At 67.7% G+C, this 24745-nt stretch carries 16 protein-coding genes; 8 read left to right on the top strand and 8 right to left on the bottom strand.

Annotation, left to right across the window (positions count from 1 at the left end):
* Positions 1-49 precede the first annotated feature (49 nt).
* The gene (locus tag ACWPV3_RS05930) at positions 50-985 is read right to left on the bottom strand and encodes a hypothetical protein (RefSeq protein ID WP_453977202.1); all 936 of its coding nucleotides are present in this window, start codon (positions 983-985) and stop codon (positions 50-52) included.
* Positions 986-1300: 315 nt separating this feature from the next.
* Here ACWPV3_RS05930 and ileS point away from each other — a divergent pair, with 315 nt between their 5' ends.
* The 3 genes from ileS (at position 1301) to ACWPV3_RS05915 (ending at position 8107) form a co-directional block, all read left to right on the top strand.
* Positions 1301-4228: an isoleucine--tRNA ligase gene (gene ileS / locus ACWPV3_RS05925; RefSeq protein ID WP_453977201.1), complete on the top strand. Its 2928-nt coding sequence runs from the start codon at positions 1301-1303 to the stop codon at positions 4226-4228.
* Between the two features lie 410 nt (positions 4229-4638).
* Positions 4639-7317, top strand: coding sequence for a pyruvate, phosphate dikinase (gene ppdK, locus ACWPV3_RS05920; protein WP_453977200.1), 2679 nt, complete (start codon positions 4639-4641; stop codon positions 7315-7317).
* A 265-nt stretch (positions 7318-7582) separates the two neighbouring features.
* Entirely contained in the window at positions 7583-8107 is a 525-nt protein-coding gene (locus tag ACWPV3_RS05915) for a porin family protein (protein WP_453977199.1), read from the top strand.
* Positions 8108-8176: 69 nt separating this feature from the next.
* Here ACWPV3_RS05915 and ACWPV3_RS05910 read toward each other — a convergent pair whose 3' ends face one another.
* Positions 8177-8437, bottom strand: a complete 261-nt coding sequence (locus ACWPV3_RS05910; RefSeq protein WP_292089304.1) for a hypothetical protein — start codon at positions 8435-8437, stop codon at positions 8177-8179.
* 145 nt (positions 8438-8582) lie between these two features.
* On the opposite strand from ACWPV3_RS05910, the gene ACWPV3_RS05905 reads away from it, so the two are divergent.
* Positions 8583-9788, top strand: a complete 1206-nt coding sequence (locus tag ACWPV3_RS05905) for a M48 family metalloprotease (protein WP_453977198.1) — start codon at positions 8583-8585, stop codon at positions 9786-9788.
* Between the two features lie 41 nt (positions 9789-9829).
* A complete protein-coding gene (locus tag ACWPV3_RS05900) occupies positions 9830-10291 on the top strand; it encodes a DoxX family protein (protein WP_453977197.1) in 462 nt (153 codons plus the stop codon).
* A 4-nt stretch (positions 10292-10295) separates the two neighbouring features.
* Here the strand turns inward: ACWPV3_RS05900 and ACWPV3_RS05895 are convergent, their stop codons facing one another.
* The 5 genes from ACWPV3_RS05895 to ACWPV3_RS05875 form a co-directional block, all read right to left on the bottom strand.
* Positions 10296-11450 (bottom strand): beta-ketoacyl-ACP synthase III, encoded by a 1155-nt coding sequence (locus ACWPV3_RS05895; RefSeq protein WP_453977196.1) that lies wholly within the window; start codon positions 11448-11450, stop codon positions 10296-10298.
* Between the two features lie 120 nt (positions 11451-11570).
* A complete protein-coding gene (locus ACWPV3_RS05890) occupies positions 11571-13637 on the bottom strand; it encodes a capsular polysaccharide biosynthesis protein (RefSeq protein ID WP_453977195.1) in 2067 nt (688 codons plus the stop codon).
* A gap of 71 nt (positions 13638-13708) precedes the next feature.
* A complete protein-coding gene (locus tag ACWPV3_RS05885; RefSeq protein WP_453977194.1) occupies positions 13709-15847 on the bottom strand; it encodes an ATP-binding protein in 2139 nt (712 codons plus the stop codon).
* Between the two features lie 160 nt (positions 15848-16007).
* On the bottom strand, positions 16008-18608 hold the full coding sequence (clpB, locus tag ACWPV3_RS05880) for an ATP-dependent chaperone ClpB (protein WP_453977193.1): 2601 nt from the start codon (positions 18606-18608) through the stop codon (positions 16008-16010).
* A 140-nt stretch (positions 18609-18748) separates the two neighbouring features.
* The gene (locus ACWPV3_RS05875) at positions 18749-21019 is read right to left on the bottom strand and encodes a TonB-dependent receptor domain-containing protein (protein ID WP_453977192.1); all 2271 of its coding nucleotides are present in this window, start codon (positions 21017-21019) and stop codon (positions 18749-18751) included.
* Between the two features lie 199 nt (positions 21020-21218).
* Here ACWPV3_RS05875 and ACWPV3_RS05870 point away from each other — a divergent pair, with 199 nt between their 5' ends.
* From ACWPV3_RS05870 to ACWPV3_RS05860, 3 genes are all read left to right on the top strand, one after another.
* Positions 21219-22856 (top strand): serine hydrolase, encoded by a 1638-nt coding sequence (locus ACWPV3_RS05870; RefSeq protein WP_453977191.1) that lies wholly within the window; start codon positions 21219-21221, stop codon positions 22854-22856.
* A gap of 7 nt (positions 22857-22863) precedes the next feature.
* Entirely contained in the window at positions 22864-23364 is a 501-nt protein-coding gene (locus ACWPV3_RS05865) for a hypothetical protein (protein WP_453977190.1), read from the top strand.
* An 87-nt stretch (positions 23365-23451) separates the two neighbouring features.
* Positions 23452-23907, top strand: a complete 456-nt coding sequence (locus ACWPV3_RS05860; protein WP_453977189.1) for a hypothetical protein — start codon at positions 23452-23454, stop codon at positions 23905-23907.
* Positions 23908-23978: 71 nt separating this feature from the next.
* Here ACWPV3_RS05860 and ACWPV3_RS05855 read toward each other — a convergent pair whose 3' ends face one another.
* The gene (locus ACWPV3_RS05855) at positions 23979-24743 is read right to left on the bottom strand and encodes a DUF4893 domain-containing protein (RefSeq protein ID WP_453977188.1); all 765 of its coding nucleotides are present in this window, start codon (positions 24741-24743) and stop codon (positions 23979-23981) included.
* Positions 24744-24745: the final 2 nt, after the last annotated feature.

The following is a 24745-nucleotide window of genomic DNA, read 5'->3' as shown; positions in this document are numbered from 1 at the left end:
TTGCATCTGGAACCTGATCGGCGCCTGAACGGCCCCGTTCGACTCCTGTTCAGAACACCCGGCCGCCGACGCCGCCGTCCAGGGTGATGGCCCCTGTGATGACGGTCGCGGCCTGCACCTGCTCTTCGCGGTACTCGGTGTATTCTTCCTCGCGGTACATCGTCAGGATCTTGATCCCGGCGCCGTAGCGACGCAGCAGCGAGCGTTCGTTGCAGTCCCGCTCGGGCTTCTCGGGCCGACAGACCAGCTGGCCGCCGTCTCCGAACCACAGCGCCTCGTGCTTCTTGCAGGTCAGGGTCGTGCCGTGATCGAAGTTCACGTCGCCTTCGTAATCGGCGAGGGTCGCCTGCAGCCAGGTGCCGGCCAGACAGCGATAAATCTCGCCCTCGTAGCCGTCGGCGATCTCGCGGTCCGGTTTCACCTGAGAGGCCGGGTGCGGCACCTGACGGTCGTCGATGCAGACGGCCTGGATCACCACGCGCTTCATCATGCGCCGCCAGGCGGTGAAGGGGGTGCGCACGACCTGGGCCGCCATGCCTTCCACGGCCAGGCCCTGGATCGTCGTCGGATAGGGCTGGTCGACCGAGACATAGGCCGAACCGCCGCCCCCGCCGTAGACATAGCCGCGCGAGCCGGACCAGCCGCGCGCGTTCAGATAGTTGCGGGCATAACCGCCGGCGCTGGCGTTCGCATTGGCGCTGGACCCCGCGTTGTTGATGTTGACGTTCACATTGACGTTCTGGTTCTGGTTCCAGTTGCCGTTCCAGCCCGGGCGGCCGCCGCCGCCGCAGTCTCCACCGCCGCCACCGCCACCGCAGCCCGGCGGGGGGGGCGGGGGTTCCGGCGGCTGACAGCTTGATCCGCAGGGGTCGGGGTCCGGCGGCGTGCAGCCAGACGAGCATTGCGCCAGGGCGGCGCCGGCGCTCGTCGCGACGAACAGACCGGCCGCCAGGCCCAGCATCCAGTTTGTGATCCGCAGCCGCATAGGCGGGGCTCCCGAACGAAAAACGCGTCGGCCCGGCGCGACGCCGACCGATCCAGCGTTCACCAAAACATCAAAAGCCTTTCGTTTCCGTTGATGCGTCGCCGCCTTCGGGATGGCGCAATGCCGCATCGGTCTGCTAGACCGCCCGCATGATGACCGTCCGCGTCTTCCTTCGCCTGATTTCGATTAGTCGCCCGGCGTAGCGCCTCTGGGCCCAGGCCCAGCGCACGCCGGGATCGAAAGCCCTCAAGCAGCGCGAAGCGCGATAGGGCGAAGAGAACAGCGACATCACTTTCAAGACGCCGAGACTGCTCAATGGCTGACGCCCCCGAGACCCCCGACACCGCTTCCGGCCGCGACTACCGCGACACCGTATTCCTGCCCGAGACCCCCTTCCCCATGCGCGGCGGCCTGCCACAGAAGGAGCCGCTGATCCTGGAGCAGTGGGGCGACCTGTATGGAACCCTGCGCGCCGAACGTCAGAAGCAGAACGCCCCGCTTTACGTCCTGCACGACGGCCCGCCCTATGCGAACGGCGACATTCACATCGGCCATGCGCTGAACAAGACGCTGAAGGACTTCGTGGTCCGCAGCCGGTTCCTGTTGGGCTACGACGTCGACTACGTCCCCGGCTGGGACTGCCACGGCCTGCCGATCGAGTGGAAGATCGAAGAGCAGTTCCGCGCCAAGGGTCGCCGCAAGGACGAGGTGTCCAAGGACGAGTTCCGGCGCGCCTGCCGCGACTACGCCGGCAAATACATCGACCTCCAGCGCGACCAGTTCCTGCGTCTGGGCGCCGTGGGCGACTTCGCCAACCGCTACGCCACCATGGACTTCGCGTCCGAGGCGGCCATCGTCGCCGAGTTCCACAAGTTCAAGAACTCGGGCCAGTTGTATCGCGGCTCCAAGCCCGTCATGTGGTCGCCGGTCGAACGCACGGCCCTGGCCGACGCCGAGATCGAATACCACGACCATGTTTCGCCCACGATCTGGGTCAAGTTCCCGGTCACGGGCGTCTCGGACGACCATCCCGACGACCTGCTGTCCTTCCGCAGTTCGACGCCGTCCATCGTCATCTGGACGACGACGCCCTGGACCATCCCGGCCAACCGCGCCATCAGCTACGGCCCCGAGATCGCCTATGGCCTGTACGAGGTCACGGCCATGGAGGAAGGGCTTGAGTTCGCGCCCTGGGCCAAGCCGGGCGACCGGCTGATCCTGGCCGACAAGCTGGCCGAGGACGTGTTCAAGGCCGCCAAGGTCGCCGCCTGGACCCGCGTGTACGACATCAATCCCTCCGGCCTGGAGACCGCACACCCGCTGGCGGCGCTGGACAGCGGCTATGGCTTCTCGGTCCCCCTGCTGGCTGGCGACCACGTCACCGACGACGCCGGCACGGGCTTCGTCCACACCGCGCCGGGCCACGGCGCCGACGACTTCGAGGTCTGGAAGGCCCACGGTCATCACGAGGTGCCCGACACCGTCGATCCCGACGGCGCCTATTACGACCACGTCCCCCTGTTCGCGGGGCTCAAGGTGCTGGAGACCGAAGGCAAGAAGACCGGCAAGTTCGGCCCCGCCAACGGCGCGGTGATGGAAAAACTGATCGAGGCCGGCAACCTTCTGGCGCGCGGCCGGATGGAGCATTCCTATCCGCACAGCTGGCGGTCCAAGGCCCCGATCATCTTCCGCAACACCCCCCAATGGTTCATCCGCATGGATCAACCATTGAAGAGCGGCGACACCCTGCGTGAGACGGCGCTGAACGCCATCGACGCCACCGCCTTCCATCCCGTCGCCGGCAAGAACCGCATCCGCTCGATGGTCGAGGGTCGTCCCGACTGGCTGGTCAGCCGCCAGCGCGCCTGGGGCACGCCTCTGGCCATGTATATGGACAAGCAGACCGGCCAGCCCTTGCATGACCCCGAGGTCGATGCCCGCATCGTCGCCGCCATCGCCGAACACGGCGCCGACATCTGGTTCACCGCGCCGGACAGCGACTTCCTGGGCGCCCACGACCCGGCCCGCTACGAAAAGGTCGAGGACATCCTGGACGTCTGGTTCGACAGCGGCTCGACCCACGCCTTCACCCTGGACCCGCGCACGCCCGAGCATGGCTACACCGGCGATCGTCCGTCGCACTGGCCCGCCGACCTCTATCTGGAAGGGTCGGACCAGCATCGGGGCTGGTTCCAGTCGTCGCTGCTGGAAGGCTGCGGCACGCGCGGCCGCGCCCCGTTCAAGGCGGTCCTGACCCACGGCTTCACCCTGGACGAGAACGGGGAGAAGATGTCCAAGTCGCGCGGCAACACCACCGACCCCCTAACCATCATCAAGGAGTCGGGCGCCGACATCCTGCGTCTGTGGGTGGCCCTGGTCGACTATTCGGACGACCAGCGGATCGGCAAACAGATCCTCCAGACCACGGTCGACGCCTATCGCAAGCTCAGGAACACCGTCCGCTATCTGCTGGGCGCCCTGGCCGGCTTCGACGAGACCGAGCGGCTGACCGACCTCGACCAGTTCCCGCCGCTGGAGAAATACATCCTGCACCGCCTGTGGGAGCTGGACGCCCAGGTGCGCCAGGCCTACGCCGACTATCGCTTCCAGGACGTCGTGCGCCCGGTGCTGGAGTTCTGCTCCAACGACCTGTCGGCCCTGTATTTCGACATCCGCAAGGACGCCCTGTACTGCGACCGTCCCGATTCGATCCGTCGCCGCGCCGCCCGCATGGTGATGGACGCGGTGTTCATGCGCCTGACCGCCTGGCTGTCGCCCCTGACCCCCTTCACCACGGAAGAGGCCTGGACGACGCGCTTCCCCGAGGGCGGCTCCAACTGCACTCGCGTGATCCCCCATACCCCGGCGGACTGGCGGAACGACGCCGAGGCCGCGCGATGGGCCGCGATCAACGCCGTGCTGGAAGTGGTCAACGAACAGTTGGAGGCCGCCCGCCGCGACAAGCGCATCGGCGGCGCCCTGGACGCCTGGCCGACCGTCACGGCCCCCGCCGAACTTCTGGCGCCCTTCCAGGGGCTGGACGCGGCCGAAATCTTCCGCACCTCGGGCGCGGAGCTGGTGCAGGGCGGCGACGCCGTGACGGTCGCGGTCGATCTGGCCGACTATCCGAAATGCGCCCGCTCGTGGCGACGCGTGCCGGACGTCGGCTCCGATCCGGCCTATCCGGACCTTTCGGCCCGCGACGCCGACGCCGTGCGCTACTGGGACCAAACCCACGGCTGATTCCCTTCGCCGTCCTTCCGTTCCGGCGGAAGGGCGGCGCATCGCCTCCCCGCCCGGGCCGTGAAGGGCTTGCGCCGGAATTTCAACGCTCTGCGCCATCCACGGCCTCATCGACCTCGCACGGCCGAAATCGCCCTTATGATCGGCCGTTCGCACAAGGCCGCAGGAAGGCGACGCCGGTTTCGGACAATCCGGACTCTTCGGACTCCGTTTTTTGCGTCCGGCTCCGAACCCGCTTTCGGCCCGCGCCAATGAAAATCTCCGACGGCGGGCCGACCCGCAGGAAACCCGTCGTCGCCTCACGCTTTGTTACATCCGCCATGGTCAAGGCGGGTTCGCCGCGCTAGATCGTGCTGCATGTGCGAGCGGGGATAACCCGCCGACGATCTGAAAAGGCTCAGGGGCTACAGATGACTCAGTGGGTGTACGGCTTCGGCGGCGGCTCCGCCGACGGCGACGCGTCGATGAAGAACCTTCTTGGCGGCAAGGGCGCCAACCTGGCCGAGATGTCGGCCCTGGGCCTTCCGGTGCCGCCGGGCTTCACCGTCACCACCGAGGTCTGCACCCACTATTACGCCAACGGCGAGACCTATCCCGCCGATCTGGAAGCCCAGGTCCAGGCCGCCCTGGCCAAGGTCGAGGGCGTGGTCGGCAAGACGTTCGGCGACGTGGACAATCCGCTGCTGGTTTCCGTCCGTTCCGGCGCGCGCGCCTCCATGCCCGGCATGATGGACACGGTTCTGAACCTGGGCCTGAACGACCAGACGGTCGAGGGTCTGGCCAGGCTGTCGGGCGACCGCCGCTTCGCCTTCGACTCCTATCGTCGCTTCATCACCATGTATTCCAACGTGGTCCTGGGCCTCAGCCACGACGATTTCGAGGAGGTGCTGGATCAGCACAAGGATCGCCTGGGCGTCACGGTCGACACCGACCTGACCGCCGCCGACTGGGAAAAGGTCGTCGCCGACTACAAGGCCGTGGTCGAGCGCGAACTGGGCCATGCCTTCCCGCAGGACCCCAAGGACCAGCTGTGGGGCGCCGTCGGCGCCGTGTTCGAAAGCTGGATGAACGACCGGGCGAAATTCTATCGCCGCATGCACGACATCCCCGAAAGCTGGGGCACGGCCGTCAACGTCCAGTCGATGGTGTTCGGCAACATGGGCGAGACCTCGGCGACGGGCGTGGCCTTCACCCGCAACCCCTCGACCGGTGAGGCCCGCCTGTACGGCGAGTTCCTGATCAACGCCCAGGGCGAGGACGTGGTGGCGGGCATCCGCACCCCGCAAAGCCTGACCAAGGTCGGCCGCGAGGAGATGGGCGAGACCGCCCCCTCGATGGAAGAGGCCATGCCCGAGGTGTTCGCCCAGTTCGTCGACGTGGTCGGCAAGCTGGAAAGCCACTATCGCGACATGCAGGACATCGAGTTCACGGTCGAACAAGGCCGGCTGTGGATGCTGCAGACCCGCAACGGCAAGCGCACCGCCAAGTCGGCGCTGAAGGTCGCCGTGGACCTCGCCGCCGAGGGCGTGATCTCTCAGGAAGAGGCCATCAGCCGGGTCGAGCCGTCGGCGCTGGACCAGTTGCTGCACCCGACGCTGGACCCCGATGCGGCGCGCACCGTCGTCGCCGCCGGCCTGCCGGCCTCGCCCGGCGCCGCGACCGGCAAGATCGTCTTCGACGCCGACGAGGCCGAGCGCATGTCGGGTCTGGGCGAAGCGGTCATCCTGGTGCGCGAGGAGACCAGCCCCGAAGACATCCACGGCATGCATGCGGCCCGCGGCATCGTCACCGCCCGCGGCGGCATGACCAGTCACGCCGCTGTCGTGGCGCGCGGCATGGGTCGGGCCTGCGTCTCCGGCGCCGGCGAGATCCACATCGACGAGGCCAAGGGCGTGTTCACCGCGCGCGGCCGCACCTTCAAGGCCGGCGAGGTGATCACCATCGACGGCTCCAAGGGCGAGGTGCTGGACGGCGCCGTGCCGATGATCGAGCCCGAGCTGACCGGCGACTTCCAGACCCTGATGGGCTGGGCCGACAAGGTGCGTCGCCTGAAGGTCCGCGCCAACGCCGAGACGCCGCTGGACGCCAAGACCGCGCGCGGTTTCGGCGCCGAGGGCATCGGCCTGTGCCGCACCGAGCATATGTTCTTTGACGACACCCGGATCGCCGCCGTGCGCGAGATGATCCTGGCCGACGACGAAGCCGGCCGGCGCACCGCGCTCGCCAAGATCGCTCCGTTCCAGAAGTCCGACTTCGTCGAACTGTTCGACATCATGGCCGGCCTCCCCGTCACGGTGCGCCTGTTGGATCCGCCGCTGCACGAGTTCATCCCGCACACGGACGAGGACATCGACGCCCTGGCCGCCTCCTCGGGCATCGACGCCGACAAGCTGAAGCGCCGCGCCAAGGAGTTGCACGAAACCAACCCCATGCTGGGCCATCGCGGCTGCCGCCTGGGCGTCGCCTATCCCGAAATCTACGAGATGCAGGTCCGCGCCATCCTGGAGGCGGCGCTGGAGGTGAAGACCGCCTCGGGCCAGGCGCCCCTGCCCGAGATCATGCACCCGCTGGTCGCGACGGGGCTGGAGATGAAGTATCTGCGCGAACTGACCGACCGCACGGCCAAGGCGGTGTTCGAAGAGGCGGGCGACAGCGTCGACTATCTGGTCGGGACCATGATCGAACTGCCGCGCGCCGCCATTCGCGCGGGTGATCTGGCCGAATACGCCCAGTTCTTCAGCTTCGGCACCAACGACCTGACCCAGACGACGTTCGGCATCAGCCGCGACGACTCCGGCCGGTTCCTGCAGGCATATCTGGACAAGGGCATCTTCGAGACCGATCCCTTCGTGCGTCTGGACCAGGACGGCGTCGGCGGCCTGATCGAAATCGCCGCCGAACGGGGCCGCGCCGTCCGGCCCGAGGTCAAGCTGGGCATCTGCGGCGAACACGGCGGCGATCCGTCGTCCATCGCCTTCTGCGAAAAGGCTGGGCTGGACTACGTCTCCTGCTCCCCCTACCGCGTGCCCATCGCCCGCCTCGCCGCCGCCCAGGCCGCCCTCAACGTGGAGCGCGAGAAGGATCGGTAGAGCTATCTAATATCCGTCATCCTCGGGCTCGACCCGAGGATGACGGCTGGGAAGTTGATGAGGGCGGTCTCCGACGAGGCCGCCCTTTTTCATGCCCGTCACAAAACCGCCAATCTTGGCGGAACGTCGTATGTGTCTTGGTGTCAACAGGCATTCGCGGCCTTCGATGGGCTCTGGAACAGAAGAGGGCGTGACCTATTTAAGCACTCGCTGGATGGGGCTGGTGATCGGCTTGGTCATCACATCTAGGAGTTAATAAGAAACAATGCGTAACATTCTTCTCGCCGTCGCCGTTGCCGCCATCGCCGCTCCGGCTTTTGCTCAAACTAATCCTGAACCTCGTGGTTACGGCTCTCTGGGCTACACTCATCTTGAAGGTGACAATGCAACGACCGGCGCCGTCACGGGTCGTCTGGGCGTGAACCTGAACCGTTACCTGGCTGTCGAGACCGAAGCTTCGGTCGGCGTCAAACATGACGACTTCACCGTCGCCGGCGTCGATGGCGAGATCAAGCAGGAGTGGGACGCTGCGGGCTATGTCGTCGGCAAGGTGCCGGTGTCCGACAAGCTGGAGCTGTTCGCGCGCGGCGGTTACGGTCATACCGAGCTGAAGCAGAAGTTCCCGGGCGCGAACACCGACGTCGGCGGCGACAGCTGGAACTATGGGGCGGGCGCCAACTACTTCGTGGATGGCGTGAACGGGGTGCGCGCCGACTGGACCCGCCGCGACTACCGCGACGACGCGGGCAAGGCCGACGCCTATTCGGTCAGCTACATCCGTCGCTTCTGATCCGAACGAGCAGGCCTAAAGACGAAGGCGCGCTCCGAACGGGGCGCGCCTTTCATCTTTTCAGAGGCGTCAGGCGACGTTCGGCGCCAGCGCCCACCGCTGCGACCCTTCGCCGAATGGGCGGATGAACCAGTCGCGGTACTGTTCGAAGGCTTCGATGATCTTCTGTCTGAGATCGGGCGGATTCACAGCCTCGCCGCGCTGGCGCTTCAGGGCCGCCACGCAGTCCATCACCAGATTCTGGTGAGCCGAACCGCCCATGCTCTTCAGCACGGCGGCTATGTCCTTGGCCAGGCTTTCCAGCACATGCTTCGGCGTCGTCTGAGCCATCTGGGAACTCCCCTGTTCTCGACGTCGAAATCCGTGGCAAAAGAATGTGACAGATTCAAGCGTAACCGAGCAAGAATCAGCATGGACGCGAATTAACCTGACATAACGCCGGTCCCGCGCTTTGGTTCTTGGGGGAGACACCATCATGACGCACTTCGATCCGGCCGCCGCGACCGCCGCCTGGCTGGCGACCCTTTCGCCCCAGGAAACGGCCCGCGCCGTGGCCTATACGCACGGATCGCACTGGCTGATCCTGTGGGGCTTTCTGGTCTCGGCCCTGGTCGCCTGGATCATCGTCCGCACCAATCTTTTGGTGTCGTTGCGCAGCCGGATCGAGCGGAGGCGGCGGCGACCGGTCCTGGCCAGCTTCTGCGTCGCCCTGCTCTATTCCGTCGTCAGCTGGCTTCTGACCCTGCCCTGGGCGGCCTATCAGGGCTGGTGGCGCGAGAAACAGTACGGCCTGACCAGTCAGGCGTTCGGCGGTTGGCTGGGCGAGGCTGCGATCGGCGCCGCCATCGGCGCAGTGGTCGGATCGCTTCTGCTGGTCGCCATCTACGCCCTGATCCGGCGCGCGCGACGCTTCTGGTGGATGTGGGCGTCCGGCGTCACCGCCGCCTTCATCGTCATCGGCCTGGTCCTTTCGCCCCTGGTGATCGAGCCCATCTTCAACACCTATACGCCGGCGCCCAACGGGCCCGTGCGCGACGCGGTCGTGGCCCTGGCCAAGGAGACCGGCACCCCGTCCGACAAGATCTTCATCTACAACGGCTCCAAACAGTCCGACCGCTACACCGCCAATGTCTCGGGCCTGTTCGGCTCGGCCCGCGTGGCCATGAGCGACACCATGTTCAAGAAGGGGGCGGACCTGGCCGAGGTGCGCGGCGTCGTCGGCCATGAGATGGGCCACTACGCCCACGTCCATGTGCTGTGGACCGTGGCGATCCTGATCGTCCTGTCCGCCCTGGCCTTCTGGCTGACCGATCGGCTCTATCCACTCGTCCGCCGCCTGCTGCGGGCGGACCGGGTGGGCGACATCGCCGATCCCGCGGGGCTGCCCATCCTGGCGTTGATCCTGGCCTTCCTGGGCGTTATGGGCACGCCCGTCCTGGCCACCATGACCCGCACGATGGAAGCCGACGCCGATCACTTCTCCCTGGTTCACGCCAACGAACCGGACGGCCTGTCCAAGGCCCTGATCAAGACCGCCGAATACCGCGCCCCGTCGCCCTCGGCGATCGAGGAGATCCTGTTCTACGATCACCCCAGCGTCGAGAACCGCATCCGCCGCGCCATGGAATGGAAGGCGACACATCCGCCACGCGACGGGGCCGAGCAACCGACGCGCCCGTAAGGCATTGAAGGCTCCGCCATTCCAAGCGGAGCCTTCGCACCATGATCGACCTCTATCGCGGCCTCGGCCTCGGCGTTCCGGCCTTGATGGACATCGCGCCCCTGATCGCGCGGGTCGTGGTCGGAGGAATGTTCTTCCTGTCCGGCTTCTACAAGCTGTTCACCCCGGCCCAGGCCGAGAAGATGCAGAAGACGATGGTCGAGGCCGGCATCGCCGCCCCGCGCCAGACCGCGAAGTTTGTTTCTGTGTGCGAGTTCGCCTTCGGCGCCCTGCTGATCATGGGTCTGTTCACCAGCATGGCGGCCCTGGTGCTGCTGATCATCAGCCTGGTCGCCCTGGTGACGGTGGCGTCAAAGTCGGTGGAGGGAACCAGCCTCGGCTATCGCCTCTCCAGCTATTTCGACCTGCCCGAGACCCTGCTGATGGTCATCCTGATCTGGCTGATGGCCAATGGACCGGGGCTGTGGAGCCTGGACTTCGTCCTGTTCCTGCCCCGGCTTTAAGGGTTCAGGCGGCGCGCTTCCTGACGAAGACCGTCCCGGCCGAATAGCCGGCGCCAAAGCTGCAGATCAGCCCGGTGTCGCCCGCCTCGAACCCGTCATTGTGCAGGTGGAAGGCGATGATCGACCCGGCCGAGGAGGTGTTGGCGTATTCGTCCAGGATGATGACGTTCTCGTCCGCCGACGGCTCGCGACCCAGCACCTTCTTGCCGATCATCGTGTTCATGTTGATGTTGGCCTGGTGCAGCCACAGCCGCTTCAGGCCGTGCGGATCGACGCCCAGTTCGCCGGCGTGGTCCACGATCATGTCCGACACCATCGGCACCACGTCCCGGAACACCTTGCGGCCCTGCTGGATGAACAGCTTGTCATTCTGCACGCTGTCGTCGGCGACGGGGCTGTCCAGATGCGCCGTGTCGCGCGCATTGCGGTTCAGGAAGCCAAAGTTGTTCCTGATATTGTTGGAAAAGGTCGTCTTCAGCCGCGTGCCCAGCACGTCCCAGCCGCTCGGACCCGCCGTCTCAGACGATTCCACGATCACCGCCGTCGCCACGTCGCCGAAGATGAAATGGCTGTCGCGGTCGGTGAAGTTCAAATGGGCCGAACAGACCTCCGGGTTGACCATCAGCACGGCCTTGACCGAGCCGCCGCCGATGAAGTCGGCCGCCGTCTTGATGCCGAAGGTCGCCGAACTGCACGCCACGTTCATGTCGAAGGCGAAACCTTCGATCCCCAGCGCCTGCTGCACCTCGATGGCGATGGCCGGATAGGCGCGCTGCATGTTCGACGCCGCGCACAGGACGGCGCCGATCTCCGAGACCGGCTTGCCCCAGGCTGCGATCGCCTGCCGCGCGGCCTTGACCGCCATCTCGGCCAGGATCGACAGTTCGTCGTTGGAGCGTTCGGCCAGGTTCGGCGCCATTCGCTCGGGGTCGATGATCCCGGCCTTGTCCAGCACGAACCGGCTCTTGATGCCCGACGCCTTCTCGATGAACTCGGGCGAGGAGTGCGACTTGGCTTCCAACTCGCCGGCCTCGATCTGGGCGGCGTGGCGCGCGTTCCAGCCGTCGGCCCAGGCGTTGTAGCTGTCGACCAGTTCGGCGTTGGAGACCGACTGTTCGGGGGTGAAGAGGCCGGTGGCGGCGATGACGGCGTGGGTCACTTTGTTTTTGTTCCTATCGCTCGGCCCGCGGGGCCTCGCTGCTTGAGGAGATATTTGTTCCTATCGCTCGGCTCGCGGGGCCTCGCGGCTTGAGGAAGGTCCGTTTCCTATCAGAACGCCTCAATAGGACGGCGGCGGCCTGCGGTCGAGACTGGCGACGATGCCGGCGGCCCAGCGCTGCACCTGGCCGCGCGGCGCCTTGGGCGTCGGCTGGTCGCGCGCGGCGATCAGCCGGTCCACCAGATCCTCGGCCTCGCACGGCCAGCCCTCGGGCGTGACATACAGGGGATAGGCGATCAGGGCGGCGTGGATCAGGTGATCGACGCCGGCGCGGCGGCTGCGGCGCTCGAACGTCAGCCGGTCGTCGGTCAGCCCCCATCCGGCATAGAAGGGCCGGCCATAGACCGACACCGCCTTGCCTCGCATCAGGGCCTCGAACCCGGTCAGGGAGGTCAGGGTCGCCACCCGCCGACAGGCGTTCAGACAGTCGACGATATCCAGCCCGTCGCCCACCGCATCGACCGAGGCCATGGCCCCCGCGTCCAGCCGCCCCGGCCGGTTGCCCGCCAGCACGTCGGGGTGGTTGCGATAGACCAGGAAGGCGTCGGGATGATCGCGCCGCGCCGCCTCCACCAGGGCCGAGTTGGTGTTCATATCCGGCGCACAGCCCAGCAGGATCGACTTGTCGTTCTCGACCTGACCGACCACCAGCAGGATGTCGCGATCAGCCGGCCAGTCGGTCGGCGCCTGACCCCTCAGATTATACTTCGACAGGCCCGCATCGACCACGCGCGTCCGCAGGGCGGCGGCCCGCGCCAGCTGAACCGGCGACAGGTCCGAGGTCTCGATCAGGGTCTCCAGCCGCGACGGCCGCGACGGGTCGTAATAGACCCCCTGATCGTCCAAGGCGACCGACAGGGCGCCGACGAAATCGGACCCCAGGCCGCGCGAGCGGATGAAGCCGTCCTCCATCCGCACCGTCGGACCGGCGAATGCGGCGGCCGCCTGCCGCGTCGCCTCGCTCTCCTTGCCCGCCCACCAGATCAGCCGACCGTTCGTCGCGCTCGCATGGGCGGCGGCCCGCGACGGCGACATGAAATAACGCATCGTCGCCTTGGGCGAGTTCAGCAGGCGGCGCACCGGCGGACGCTTGGCGGGCGCGAACCCGACCGCCGACCACGACCCCGCCAGCCGGTCGGCCCGGTCCCGCAAGGCGATCAGCCGCTCCAGCGCCTGTTCGGCCTCGCATCGCTGGCCCGTTATCGGATCAACATAGCGGCTGTAGGCGATCAGGGCGGCGGCGGCGACCTGTTCGATGGACCGCGCGACGCCGCGCCGTCCGGTCTGGACCGCATCGGCCGTCAGGCCCCAGCCGGAATAGAAGGGCGCCCCGAAACACCGCACCGGCAGCCCTCGCAACAGGGCCTCGAACCCCAGCGCCGAGGTGACGCAATAGACCGCATCCACCGCCGCCAGCAGGTCGGCGGGCCGCACGTCGGCGTCGATCAGGGTGACGCCGTCCAGATCGGTGACGCAGCCGCGCTTTCGCCCCGCCGCCACGGCCGGATGGCGTTTGACGATCAACTGCGCGTCCGGCTCGTCGCGCCGAGCGGCGGCGATCATGTCGTCGAAACTCTGCGCCGTCGCGAGGCCGCAGGCGATGGAGGCGTCCCCGAACGTCTGATCCACGATCAGCACGCGCCGACCGGGCTTAAGCACGCCCGGATCCAGCGGCCCGCCCATATTGGTCTTGGACACGTCGGACGCCACGATCCGGTCGATCAGCCCGCGCGCCCGCGTGATCATGGCGGCGTCGCACCAGTCGTCGGCCGTCTGGATCAGATGCTCCAGCCGGCTGGGCCGCGTCGCATCGTAATAGACGCCCAGATCATCGACGATCAGGCTCAGGCTCGTCGCCCCCGCCTCGCCGATCCCGACCGAGCGCAAAAACCCGTCCTCCAGCGCCACATAGGGCCGCCCGTTCTTTCCGGCCCAGCGCCGCCCCGCCGCCGCCGTCGGCTTCATCCCCCAGCCCAGTACGGCCCGCACATCCTCGCCCGGCAGGCGCCGCAGCTCGTAATCAGCCAGAAACACGTCGAGAAACGGAACCTTCAAAACGCCGGGCGCACAAACCCAGGCGACAGTCTTGGTCGCGGCGTCGGCGGTCGGGGCGGGGTGTGTCGTCAAGGCGGGTCCGGGGGCGGTCGAACCCGTGGTTTAGGGCCGTTGGTCCAGGCGGGCTAGACCGAAAGCGGGCCTCATCCGCGCGCGCTCGCCAGGGCGGCGGCCAGATCGGCGTGGCGGAAGGGCTTGACCAGGCGCGGCAAGTCCGGCGCCAGATCCTCCACCTCCGTATAGCCCGAAACGATCAGGACGGCGCAGTCGGGGCTCCGGTTCTGGACCTGTCGCGCCAGCTCGACGCCGGTCAGTCCGGGCATCAGATGGTCCGTCACCAGAACCTTGGGGCGAACGCCGGAGTCCAGCAGGGCCAGGGCCGCCTCGCCGCTTTCGGCCTCGACCACGCCGAAGCCCAGCTCGGACAGGGAGGCGGCCGTGGCGGCGCGGACCAGGGGTTCGTCGTCCACGACCAGGGCCAGGCCCGATTCCGCCGGCGCGCAACGCAGATCGGCGGGCTCCGTCTCGGCGGCATCTCCCGTCGCGGGCAGCCACAGTTCGATATTGGCGCCGAGGCCCGGTGCGCTGGCGATGGTCAAGGCGCCGCCCAGCTGGGCCGCGAGACCGTGCGCCATGGACAGCCCCAAACCCGTTCCCTTGCCCACGCCCTTGGTCGAGAAGAAGGGTTCGATGGCCCGCGCCCGTGTGGCCTCGTCCATGCCCACGCCCGTGTCGGCGACCGACAGGCGGATATAGGGACCGGGCGGCAGGTTCGAAGGGCGCTTGCCGCGCGGGCCGACCGCCGTCACCGACAGACGCAACACCCCGCCGTCCGGCATGGCGTCGCGGGCGTTCACACCCAGGTTCAGGATCGCCATCTCCAACTGATTGCGGTCGGCGCGGGCGGCGGGCAGACCCTCGTGCGCCTCGATCGCCACCCGGATCTGCGGGCCGGTGATGCTGTCCAGCAGGTCGCCCATGTCCGCGACCAGGGCCGAGACATCCACCGCCGTCGTCTGCAGCGGCTGTCGCCGGGCGAAGGCCAGGAGGCGCTGAACCAGAACCCGCGCCCGTTCGGCCGACTGCAAGGCGCCGTCGATCAGCTTCTGCTCGCGCTCGCCACCGATCTTGCGTCGCTGCAGCAGGTCCAGGCTGCCGAAGATGGGCGTCAGCAGATTGTTGAAGTCATGGGCGACGCCGCCGGTCAACTGCCCCATGGCCTCCAGCTTCTGGGCCTGACGCAGGGCCTCCTGGGCCTCCTGCAGTTCGGCGGTGCGGGCGGCGACGCGGGATTCCAGCGTCTCGTTCAGGACGTGCAGCGCCTCTTCGGCGCGCGCGCGCTCGACCGCGTCCCACGTCCGGGCGGCGAAGGCCTCGGCCAGGGCCACGTCATGGTCGGACCACCGGCGCGGCGCCTTTTCCAGCAGCACGAGGGCGGCGGTCAGGCGGCCGTTGCGGATCAGGGGAACGGCTACCCCCGCCCGCACGCCTCGGTCCCGATAAGGTTGCAGTCGTCCCTTAGCGCGCGGGTCGGTGTCTATGTCGTCGATGCGCAGGGTCTCGCCCCGCGCCAGACTGGCGGATATCTCCGGTCCGAAGTCGGCCAAGGTTGCGACCTCGCCCGCGAGAGAGGCGCCGGTCTCGGTCCAATCGCGCGTCATAACGACCCGCTCGCCTCGGGGGTCCGCCTCGCCGTAACTGACGCGGTCGACACTCAGCACCCGGCCCAGCAGGCCGGCCGCCAGGCGTTGCACCTCAGCCGCGTCGCGCGTGCGGGCGGTCAGGTCGGCCAGTTCGGCCAGAGCCTTCGCCTGCCGCTCGCCCATCACCTTGGCGGTTGTGTCCAGGCACAGGTCCAGGAAGCCGACCACCTTGCCGGCGTCGTCACGCAGGGGGCTGTAGGAGAAACTCCACCAGGTGTCCTCCGGGTAACCCTTTCGGGTCATCACCAGGTGCATGTCCTCGGACCAGGTCGAACCGCCGGACATCGCCGTATTCACCAGAGGCTCGATGTCGCTCCAGACCTCGGACCAGACATCGGGCAGTCGCGCCCCCAGGGCTGCGGGATGGCGATCGGCGAGGACGGGTCGATAGGCGTCGTTGTAAAGGAAGACGAGGTCCGGCCCCCAGGCCATGCACGCGGGCTGGCGGGTCGCCAGCATCAGCCCCACGGCGGCCTTGAGAGACAGAGGCCAAAGCTTGGGATGACCGAGCGGCGTGCCAGCCCAGTCCCGCGCGCGGATCAGCGCGCCTGTCTCGGTGTCATCGCCCAGGAAGTCCAAATGTCGTCCGTAAAGTCAGGCTGGATACCAGCAGCGACCCGGCGCCGACCGTTCGCCACACGCCCTAGCGCGCGGCAAACTGTTCGGTTCCGTACAGATGATCAAAAGGCCGACTTTTTGTGCGGGACGAAGGCGAAACGCCGTTCGCCCCACACTCCGGTCAGTGCACCCTGGCCTTTCCGATCTCCAACCCGTCATCGCTGGCGGTGACGGCGATCAGGCCGCCGTCCTCGATCTCTCCGGCCAGCAGCTTGCGAGCGATGGGATCGACCAACTCCTTCTGGATCACGCGCTTCAACGGCCGCGCCCCGTAGGCGGGGTCGTAGCCCTTGTCCGCCAACCAGGCCAGGGCGGCCTCGTCCAGGTCCAGCGCCATGCGGCGATCGGCCAGGAGCTTCTCGAACCGCTGCAACTGGATGCGGACGATGCCGCCCATCTGTTCGCGGCCCAGGCGGTGGAACAGGATGATCTCGTCGATCCGGTTCAGGAACTCGGGCCGGAAGTGGGCGCGGACGGCCTCCATGACGAAGGGCCGCACGGCCTCCACGTCGTCGCCCTCGCCCTGTTCGGCCAGGAACTGCGAACCCAGGTTGGAGGTCATGATGATCAGGGTGTTCCTGAAGTCGACGGTCCGCCCCTGACCGTCGGTCAGACGGCCGTCGTCCAGCACCTGCAACAGCACGTTGAAGACGTCGGGGTGGGCCTTTTCCACCTCGTCGAACAGGACGACCTGATACGGCCGGCGACGCACCGCCTCGGTCAGGGCGCCGCCCTCGTCATAGCCGACATAGCCGGGAGGGGCGCCGATCAGGCGGGAGACGCTGTGCTTCTCCATATATTCGGACATATCCAGCCGGGTGATGGCCGTCTCGTCGTCGAACAGGAACTCGGCCAGGGCCTTGGTCAGCTCGGTCTTGCCCACGCCCGTCGGCCCCAGGAACAGGAAGCTGCCCAGCGGCCGGTTCGGGTCGTTCAGGCCGGCGCGCGCGCGGCGCACCGCATCGGCGACGGCGACCAGGGCCTCGTCCTGCCCCACCACGCGGCCGCGCAGAGCGTCCTCCATCTTCAACAGCTTCTCGCGCTCGCCCTCCAGCATCTTGTCGACAGGCACGCCGGTCCAGCGGCTGACGACGGCGGCGATCTGTTCGGCGTCGACGACCTCGGGCGTCAGCGGACTCCCACGGCCCGAGGCGTCGCCGGTCTCGTTGGCCTCGGCTTCCTCGAGTTGCTTCTCGATCTGGGGAATCTGGCCATAGGCGATCTCGGACGCTCGGGCCAGGTCGCCGGCGCGCTGGGCGTTGGCCAATTCAAGGCGCAACCGGTCCAGGGTTTCACGCAGCTGGGCGCCCTGGCCGACCTTGTCCTTTTCGGCCTTCCACTGGGCGGTCAGGTCGTCGGACTGGCCTTCCAGATCGGCGATCTCGTCCTCCAGCCGTTCCAGCCGGTGCTGGGATGCGGTGTCGGTTTCCTTCTTCAGGGCCTCGCGTTCGATCTTCAGCTGCACCAGACGCCGGTCGATCTCGTCCAGGGCCTCGGGCTTGGAATCCACGGCCATGCGCACACGGCTGGCGGCCTCGTCGATCAGGTCGATGGCCTTGTCGGGCAGGAAGCGGTCGGTGATGTAGCGGTTCGACAGGGTGGCGGCCGCGACGATGGCGCTGTCGGAGATGCGCACCCCGTGGTGGACCTCGTACTTCTCCTTCAGGCCGCGCAGGATCGACACCGTATCCTCGACCGAGGGCTCCTCGACGAAGACGGGCTGGAAGCGCCGGGCCAGGGCCGGGTCCTTCTCGACGTGCTTGCGGTATTCGTCCAGCGTGGTGGCGCCGACGCAGTGCAGTTCGCCGCGCGCCAGGGCGGGCTTCAGCAGATTGGAGGCGTCCATGGCCCCGTCGCCCTTTCCGGCGCCGACCAGGGTGTGCATCTCGTCGATGAACAGGATGATGCCGCCCTCGGCCGCAGAGACCTCGTTCAGAACCGCCTTCAGCCGCTCCTCGAACTCGCCGCGATATTTCGCGCCGGCGATCAGCGATCCCATGTCCAGCGCCATGACGGTCTTGTCGCGCAGGGATTCGGGCACGTCGCCGTTGACGATCCGCAGGGCCAGCCCCTCGACGATGGCGGTCTTGCCGACACCGGGTTCGCCGATCAGGACGGGGTTGTTCTTGGTGCGGCGGGCCAGAACCTGAATGGTGCGACGAATCTCCTCGTCGCGGCCGATGACCGGGTCGATCTTGCCGTCAGCGGCGGCCTGGGTCAGGTCGCGGGCGTAGCGTTTCAGCGCGTCGTAGCCGTCCTCGGCCGCGGCGCTGTCGGCGGTCTTGCCCTTGCGGACATCGGCGATGGCGGCGTCCAGCTTGCCGTCTGTGACGCCGGCCGCCTTCAGCACCTCGGCGGCGACCCCGCCTTCCTTGGCCAGGGCGGCCAGCAGGCGTTCAGTGGTGACGAATGCGTCCCCTGCCTTCTTGGACGCGTCCTCGGCAGTGGCGAAGACGCGGGCCGTGTCGCCATCCAGATAGAGCTGGCCCGAGCCGCCCGTGACCTGGGCGCGCTTCTTCAGCGCCGTTTCGACGTCGGCCTCGGCGCGACGTACGTCGCCCCCGGCGGCGTTGATCAGGTTGCGGGCCAGGCCGTCGCGTTCCTCCAGCAACACCTTGAGCAGGTGTTCGGGCGCGAACTGCTGGTGACGACGCGCGAGCGCCAGGGACTGGGCCGATTGGACGGCCTGTTTGGCGCGGTCGGAATAGAGATCAAGATTCATCGTGTCCCCTCATCAGGCGGATTTTCCCCGCATCGCCCTTCCAGGAAGCGACGACGCGGGCCTATGAAATCCAGATGGTGTGACCCTGGAGGCACACAAGGGGCGAGGGCGAGACTTTTTCAGCCCCGCCCTCCAGATCGTCAGCCGCCCGTCGGGCCGGTCGAGAAGTCGAACTGTTCCGGCTGGCGACGCGGTCCGCCGAAGTTCCACGTCAGGCCGATATAGAAGGCGCGCAGTTTGATGTCCTGCTCCGAGCGTTCGCGGAACTGCGGCGTCTCGTAGATCGTCGTGGTGTTGAAGGTGTTGAACAGGTCGCGGGCGGTGAAGTTGAACGACAGCTGCTCGTTCAGCTTTCTGCGATAGCCCAGGTTGATCATGCCGCCGGCCTCGCGCCTGCCCTGGGCCAGCAGGCTGTCGCCCTGCCAGAAGCTGGACAGCTGGACGAAGTCCTTGGCCGTCGGCTGCCAGTTCAGGCTCAGCCGCCCGCTGGCCAGCGTCGCCTCGCGGTCGCCGCCGCCGACCACCGCGCCCGCGTCGATCTCCTGGCGGAAGACGTTGACGCCGGCGCTGTAACGCAGGGTCGAGGACAGGCGCCCGTTCGCCGCCGCTTCCACGCCCATGTCCCGGCGCGAGCCCAGGTTTTCGGGCCGCGTCAGGAAGACGCCGCCGCCGATGTCGGAGGCCACGTCGGTGAAGGCCTTGTCCGTGTTCCGCAGATAGGCGGTGGCCTGGTAGAAGCTCTGGCCTTTTCGCATCTGCCACATGGCCTCGAAGCTGTCGGTCTCCTGCGGCTCCAGATCCGGATTGCCCGAACGGACGTTCAGCGGATCCTGATAGACGACGAAGGGGTTCAGCTGGGCCGGCTGGGGCCGTTGGATACGCCGCGAATAGCTGGCGCGCAGGGTCTGTTCGGGCGTCAGCTGATACTGGATGTGCGCCGTGGGATAGGCGCGGAAATAGTCCTGGGACGCCGAGGCGCCGCCGGTCAGGTCCTTGATCCGGATATCCGCCTGTTCCAGCCGCAGGCCCAGCTGGGCCGACAGCTTCTCGCTCAGCGGCCGCTCATAGGTGGTGTAGAGGGCGTGCACCGTCTGGGTCGCCTCGAACCGGTTGTTCAGGGCCGGAACCGGCGCCAGGGCGGCCTCTGACGGGCCGCGCAGGAACGCGGCGTCCTGCTCGGGCCGCTGGGCGTTCAGCTCATAGCCCAGGCGCAGCTTGCCGCCGTCGGACATGGGACGCGTATAGGCGCTGGTGAAGCCCCAGGTGACTTGATCGACCCCGGTCTTGGTGCGCTCATACAGGGCCGCAGCCGCCGGCGTCAGGAAGGTCGTCACCGTCTGGCTGGTGGTGTCGTTGCTGTTGGAATCGTAGCGCAGCTCGTTCGACCACTCATGGCCGTCGCCGTCGAACCGGCGCAGCACCCGGGCCGTGGCGCCCCAGTTGTTGAAGGTGAAGTCCGAACCGCCCTGGCGGCGGTAGGCGTTGGTCACGGTCCCGCCCGCATTGCGCGTCTCGAACAGACCGTCGCCCGTGCCGGAGCCGTCGAAGGCGACGCCGCGCAGTTCGCCGGTCAGCTGGGTCTTGTCGTCCAGCCTGTACTCGGCGGTGAAGCGGCCGAAGGCGCCCTTCTGTTCGGACTGGATTGGTTGATCGACGGTGGTGGTCGAGATCACCGCGCCTGTGATCGGGTCCAGCTGTTCGCGCGTCCGGGTGAAGGTCAGCTCGGTCGGGTCGGACCGATAGCTGGCGTCGCCCGACAGGGTCAGACGGTCCTTCTGGTAGGAGCCGCTGAGGCCGGCGTTCCAGCGACCGTTGTCGCCGACGTTGACGCGCAGGGAGCCGGTCGATTGCATGCCCGGCTTGGGCGCCGTGGGCTTGGTGATCAGGTTGATGACCCCGCCCGAGCCTTCGGGGCTGTAGGCGGCGGAAGGGTTGGTCATGACCTCGATGCGCGCGTACTGGCTGGCCGGCAGCTGGATCAGCGCCTGGCCGCGCCCTGGCCCGGTCAGGATGCCGGACGGGCGGCCATCGACCAGGATGGTGACGTTAGAATCGCCACGTAGCGAGACGTTGCCCTCCGGGTCCACATCAACCGAGGGCACGTTCCGCAGAGCGTCGGCCAGACTGCCGGTCGTGGCCTGCAGGTCGTTGGCCAAGCTGTAGCTGACGGAATCGATGGAGGTGCGCACATCGGCGGCGCGAGCGTTCACCACCACGTCTCCGACCGTTGCAGGCGGGGTCTGGTTGGCGGGAGGCGTAGCCGGACGGGCGGGTTGACCGGAGGTCTGGACCGACGCTTGGGCCGGAACGGGGGCCGGAACTGGGGCCGGAGCTTGGGTTTGCGCCACGGCGGCCGCGGGCAGCGCGGCCCAGGCAGCGCCCAGAAGCAGAACAAGTTTGGACGACGTCATCCCCGATGATCCTGAAGGTGCGGCGGATGGCTTCCGGCGCTTATCGATAATCGCTGCGTATCGATCCAGCTTTGAAATGCAAAGTTACATCTTGGACAGGTGGATTACACCTTCGTCATCTTCGGGCGACGCTGGACATGATGACGCCGACGAGACGACGGGCTAGCGTGATACGGTCTAGAATATCCGGAGCGCGACCTTGTCCCTGAACCTGACCCGCCGTCACGCGCTGGCCGTCGCCCTGCCCCTGGGTCTGGCGGCTCGCCCGGCGCTGGCCCGGAGCCACGCCAACGACGACGCCGCGCTGGTCCAGGCGGTGGACGCCTATGTGAAGACATGTATGGCGGCCTGGCCGGATCAGCCGGCCCTGGGCGTCGCCGTGGTCAAGGACGGGGCGACCGTCCTGGCGCGCGGCTATGGCGTCAAGGTTCAGGGCAAGCCGGCCCGCGCCGACGAACACACCCTGTTCGCCATCGCCTCCAACACCAAGAACGTCACCGCCGCCGCCCTGGCCATCCTGGTCGACGAGGGCAAGGTGAAGTGGGACGAACCCGTCAGAACCTATCTGCCCGACTTCAAACTGTCCGATCCCTATATCGGCGAACACATCACGGTGCGCGATACGCTCAGCCACCGCGCCGGCTTCGGCCTGGGCGCCGGCGACCTGCTGTTCTGGCCCAATTCGGATCGCACCCGCGCCGAGGTGGTGGCCCAGGCCGCCTTCGTGCCGATCGAGGACGGGTTCCGGGCGCGCTATCACTACTGCAACCTGATGTTCGTGGTGGCGGGCGCGGTGCTGGAGGCCGTGTCGGGGATGGCGTGGGAGACCTTCATCCAGACGCGCATCCTGGACCGGGTGGGCATGACCGAGACGGTCCCGCTGGCGCGTCTGGCCGATGCCTCGAAATCCGCCCTGCCCCATGCCCGCGTCGGGCCGCCGCTGCGGACCCACGGGCCGATGGTCCAGATCGCCCATTCCATCGCCGAGGTCTGGAACTGGGATTCGGCGGCGGCGGCCGGCGGCATCTGCACCACCCCGACCGACTGGGCCAAATGGATCGCCGTGCGCCTGAACGAGGGCAGGCTGGCCGACGGCTCGCGCCTGTTCTCCGAAGACGCCGCGCGCGAGATGTATCGGCCCAACATCATCGTCGGCTCGTCGCCGGGACCGACGGCGGAACTGCCCAATCGGTCGATCGCCTCGACCTACGCCATGGGGTTGCAGGTTCAGGATTATCGCGGCGAGCGTCTGGCCAGCCATGGCGGCGGCTCGCCCGGCGGGATTTCCTCGACGGTGCTGATCCCCGGCCGCAAGACCGGCTTCTGCATCTTCTCCAATGCGGAGGAGAGCTTCCTGCTGCGCGCCCTGCGCTCGGGCATATCCGACCTGTGCATGGGCAAGGTCGATGTCGACTGGATCGCCGATTCCAAGAAGCTGGAGGCCGAGGGCGAGGCCAAGTCCCAGGCCGCCGCCGTCGAGATCGACGCCAAACAACGCGCCGGCGCCCCGCCCGCCATGCCGCTGGAGGCCTATGCCGGAACCTGGCGCGACTCCTGGTACGGCGACATCGTCATCGAACCACGCACCGATGGCCGGGGCCGCAACAAAAAGAGCGGCCTGTGGCTGCGCTTCACCCACACCCCCGCCCTTCAGGGCTGGCTTGAGCCGTATGACGGCGAGACCTTCCGCACCCGCTTCCCCGACAAGCGCGAGGAGGACGCCTTCGTCACCTTCGCCATCCAGACGGCCCGCCCGGCGACCGCGACGATGAAGGGCGTTAGCCCCGACATCGACTTCAGCTACGACTATCAGGACCTGCGCCTGACGCGGGTGTGAGCCGGCGATGCTCGTATTTCGTCCTGCGTCTGGTGGGCTGAAAGGCTTCTTCGCCATCGCCGCACTTCTGCTTGCGACGCTTCCAGCGCACGCGGAACCGACTGTTGGCGATCTCCGGGAGGCTTCGTTCGAATGTGCGGCGGGCCATGCAGCGCTGGTCGATATTCGGGCGAGACTGGCGATCACCTACCAGGACGCCGCCGATCAGGCATGCGTCGCCTTCGCGCCAATTAGCAGCGCGGAGGGTTTCAGCCGACTCGCCTTGGTTCTGATGCCGTTCGACAGTCAGACTCATCTTCAGATTTACGCCAAGCGAGCCGATGGCGGCTGGACGGATCTGACGCCTGGTGTTCCGACGATCATTTACGACCACGCCACCGACCGGCTTCAGCTCGCGCCCTTGCGGACGCGAGACCTTCCGACGCTTTTCGTCCTTCGAAACGGGTCGCAGATCGCTCTGGTGTTCGACCGGGCGCACGGAAGCTACCAGGCTATTCCTCGGAATTAGATGGAAGGGCTGTGACCCAGGGTCGCAAAGCCGGAACGGGGTCCGGGGCGGTGCGCTGTCTTCCCATCAATCCGAAGGGAGACCGTCATGTCCAAGACCCCGAACCCCCGCGCGCTCGACCGCGACGAAGCGCTGATGGTGGAGCAGTCCAAGACCCTGAGCGATCACGGCCCTGCCGAACTGCGCGACCTGATCGGGCGGCTGCGCGCGCGGCGCGACCGGGTGCAGCGTCAGATTCGAACCCGCGTGCGCGACGGTCGTGACGGGCCGGATACGGGCGCGCGCGAGAAGAAGGCCCTGCTGACCGAGGCTATCGCCCGCGTGGCCGACGAAATGGCGGCGCGCAAGGACGGGCGTGCCGCGACCGCCAATCTGCGCAAGGCCGTGGCGCGAAAGGCCGACACCCCGCGCTGGACCGGCCCCGAAGACCGCACCGCCGACACCGGCCCGGCCGAAACCCCCAACACCAAGATCGCCCCCTCCGGCGCCCTGCACGCCGAAGGCATGCGCGCCGCCATCGCCCGCTCGACCGGGGCGCGGTGAGGGGCAGCCAAACCCACCCTAACTCGTCATTCCGGGGCCCCGGAATGACGATCAAATCTACCTAGGGCGACCTACCGAACGATCTCCAGCAGCTCCAGCTTGGCCTCCTGCTTGGGCCAGGGGATGGTCAGACGCCAGCGGTTCTGGCCGATCCGTTCCAGCACGCCCAGTTGGTCTCGCTCGGGCGTCTGGCCGTAGCGGGGATAGTGGGCCTCGTCCCCCCAGGCCTGGGCGCCGACATAGACCAGACGGCGATCCGTGTCGGGATACAGCAGCCCCTGCGTCCGCTGCGAGCCGGTGGTCTTGCTCAGGATCAGGTCGCCGCCCGGCGTCAACTCGACCGAACAGGCGAACCACGGATAGTCGACATAGGCCAGGCCCGCCCCGTCGCGACTGCCCATCTTGATCGTGCGGCAGCGATAGGCTCCGGGCGGCGGCTGAAGGCGGCCCGCCTGGGCGGCGTTCGGATCCACCAGGACGCCCAGCTTCTCGACCTTTGCGGCGAACCCCTTGGCGTCGGCTTCGGCCCGCGCCATGCGCCAGGCGTCGTCCAGCCGCCCCAGCGAGGCCGCGTCGTCGCGTTTGGCGACCGCGCGCCATTGGTCGGTTCCGCCCTGTTCGCCGGCGTCCGGAGGCGTCGCGCCGGTCGGGTCCGCCTGGGCGGCGGCGTCCGAAGCCGCCTGGGGCGCGACCTGCTGCGGCACGCCGGGCGCCGGCTTGCTGACGGCGGGGGACATCTCGGCGGGGCTGTTCGGCCGGTTGTCGCCGCAGGCGGCCAGGCCGGCGGCGGCGGCGGTGGCCAGGGCCAGGGCGGTCAGGGCGGATGAGCGGCGCATCG

The sequence above is a fragment of the Brevundimonas sp. Marseille-Q4549 genome, assembly GCF_976940555.1.
The sequence above is the reverse complement of the archived record's forward strand: the minus strand, read 5'-3'. Positions and strand labels throughout refer to the sequence as shown.

What these genes read in the sequence shown, in the direction of transcription:
- ACWPV3_RS05930 (WP_453977202.1), bottom strand. Translation starts at nt 985, where the DNA reads ATGCGGCTGCGGATCACAAACTGGATGCTGGGCCTGGCGGCCGGTCTG.
- ileS (WP_453977201.1), top strand. Translation starts at nt 1,301, where the DNA reads ATGGCTGACGCCCCCGAGACCCCCGACACCGCTTCCGGCCGCGACTAC.
- ppdK (WP_453977200.1), top strand. Translation starts at nt 4,639, where the DNA reads ATGACTCAGTGGGTGTACGGCTTCGGCGGCGGCTCCGCCGACGGCGAC.
- ACWPV3_RS05915 (WP_453977199.1), top strand. Translation starts at nt 7,583, where the DNA reads ATGCGTAACATTCTTCTCGCCGTCGCCGTTGCCGCCATCGCCGCTCCG.
- ACWPV3_RS05910 (WP_292089304.1), bottom strand. Translation starts at nt 8,437, where the DNA reads ATGGCTCAGACGACGCCGAAGCATGTGCTGGAAAGCCTGGCCAAGGAC.
- ACWPV3_RS05905 (WP_453977198.1), top strand. Translation starts at nt 8,583, where the DNA reads ATGACGCACTTCGATCCGGCCGCCGCGACCGCCGCCTGGCTGGCGACC.
- ACWPV3_RS05900 (WP_453977197.1), top strand. Translation starts at nt 9,830, where the DNA reads ATGATCGACCTCTATCGCGGCCTCGGCCTCGGCGTTCCGGCCTTGATG.
- clpB (WP_453977193.1), bottom strand. Translation starts at nt 18,608, where the DNA reads ATGAATCTTGATCTCTATTCCGACCGCGCCAAACAGGCCGTCCAATCG.
- ACWPV3_RS05875 (WP_453977192.1), bottom strand. Translation starts at nt 21,019, where the DNA reads ATGACGTCGTCCAAACTTGTTCTGCTTCTGGGCGCTGCCTGGGCCGCG.
- ACWPV3_RS05865 (WP_453977190.1), top strand. Translation starts at nt 22,864, where the DNA reads ATGCTCGTATTTCGTCCTGCGTCTGGTGGGCTGAAAGGCTTCTTCGCC.
- ACWPV3_RS05860 (WP_453977189.1), top strand. Translation starts at nt 23,452, where the DNA reads ATGTCCAAGACCCCGAACCCCCGCGCGCTCGACCGCGACGAAGCGCTG.
- ACWPV3_RS05855 (WP_453977188.1), bottom strand. Translation starts at nt 24,743, where the DNA reads ATGCGCCGCTCATCCGCCCTGACCGCCCTGGCCCTGGCCACCGCCGCC.